1 protein-coding gene is annotated in these 1,744 nt (G+C 37.9%); it reads left to right on the top strand.

What is annotated here, in order from left to right:
* The first annotated feature begins 1,053 nt into the window (after positions 1 to 1,053).
* The gene (locus F6K27_RS33050) at positions 1,054 to 1,251 is read left to right on the top strand and encodes a helix-turn-helix domain-containing protein (protein ID WP_287244564.1); all 198 of its coding nucleotides are present in this window, start codon (positions 1,054 to 1,056) and stop codon (positions 1,249 to 1,251) included.
* The last annotated feature ends 493 nt before the right edge of the window (positions 1,252 to 1,744 follow it).

Raw genomic sequence — 1,744 nt, 5'->3', positions numbered from 1 at the left:
GTTTAGTTCTTTTTTTTTTGGGCAGCAGTGGTTCAATTAAAGCCCACTCGCTGTCTGTCAAGCTACTTGAGTATGGCATTTTCTATCCATTATACTCTCTCACAAAGATCCGTTTAGGGGTTCTATATATAGATTTGTTTTCTGTTGCTTGCTAAAGCTGAAAAACATGGACGATCCAAGACTTATATCTACAAAATGTCTATGTTTTTACGTCATTAACTAGCTATAGCGCGCTTCAGCATTTTCCTTACCGGAATGCTTTGCAAACAGCGCTTCAGCTTTTTAAGCTTGGATTAAATCCCGGCAGCTAATGCGCAGGATAGTTGAGTCGGGGTTGAAATCCCCGACGAGAGTGTCAAAAAAAGTCAATCATGCTGAGTGCTGACCGCTGAGTGCTGACTGCTATTTAATCGAAGAACGTGTCTAGGATTGTCTAGATTTTTAGAAGGTGTCTATCCATACCCAAATTTGTTTCTGGCAGTTAGTTAGTTTTCAGTGGTGTTATGCCATCTACTAACCTAACTGCTGATATCAAATCCGGTTAAACAGTTATAGAATGGTTAAGTCGAGTTGGAGTCAGAAGTCAGAATTGCTGAATTCAGGAGGAGAAAGAATTAGAAAGATGAGCGTAGTTATGGCAATTGGAGAATTTTTTTTATGTCCAATTAAGAGGATTTGATATGACTTCTAGGCTTAAACTTTGTGCTGTAGATGGAGCGATCGCCTTTTGATCGGGAATCGGAAGTGGTATAGTTCTTTAGCTTTTAATATCATGTCTCTTTAGAATACCCACAATAAAAAATTTAGGGAACAGGGAGAAATTTATTAGAGAAAATATCTTTATTATGATATCATATCGGGTAGCATCGGATCATGTATAGAATTCAGTCAAAATTGTAAGAAACTCTTCAGCTCCCGCTGCCTTCTGCCCTTTGCCTTCTTCCACTAAAGTATAATACCATTTCTTAAAAAAAATGTTATATTTGAGGCGTGCGATCGCACGCCTCAAGAGTCATCATCAAGATATGGTAAATTACTGTCATCTCAAAATTATTGAAACACGGCTGTCAACTCCAAGAGGTTTTAACTCAGCAGAAAACTACTGCCACATATCGTAAAGTTCAAGCTTTATATTTGTTAAAAACTGGACAAATCAAAACTGTTAAAGGAATAGCACAAGCAGTGGGAGTACATCAAGTGAGCGTACATCGGTGGTTTAAAGAATATGCTGAAACTGGATTAAAATCATGATTAACTGTCAAAAAAACTACTGGTCGTCCAAAGGCAATTTCATCTACTGCTGAAACTGGATTAAAGCTCATATTAAATCAGCCACTCGGATGGATTTAAAAGCTACGGAGCTATTCAGGAATGGCTTCGCTGTGAATATGGGGAAGATGTTGATTATAAAACTCTTTACGGAATCATCAGATCTAAATTTAAGGCCAAATTAAAACTTCCCAGAAAGTTTTCAGTAAAAAAAGAACCAGAACCAGCTGAAAGCTTTAAAAAAAAACTAATATCTAACTGAGAAACGGCTTTGTTGCACAAAAGATGATGTTTAGGGTAAAAATAAAGAAGTCAAGATGGTACACGAAACTACACTCAGCAGATATGAGTAAGAGTAAGTCTAAATCCAACTCCAAGTCCTTGTATCGACTCAAAAACTGGTCTGAGTATGATGCCTCCTTAAAGCAGCGAGGGAGTCTCACTTTTTGGCTGACTCCAGAGGCCATGGAGCAGT

Origin of the sequence: Okeania sp. SIO2F5, from assembly GCF_010692685.1 — a bacterium.
In the GTDB taxonomy this organism is placed as follows: Bacteria; Cyanobacteriota; Cyanobacteriia; order Cyanobacteriales; family Microcoleaceae; genus Okeania; species Okeania hirsuta.
Note: the sequence above shows the minus strand (reverse complement) of the source record. Positions and strands in the feature narration are given on the sequence as shown.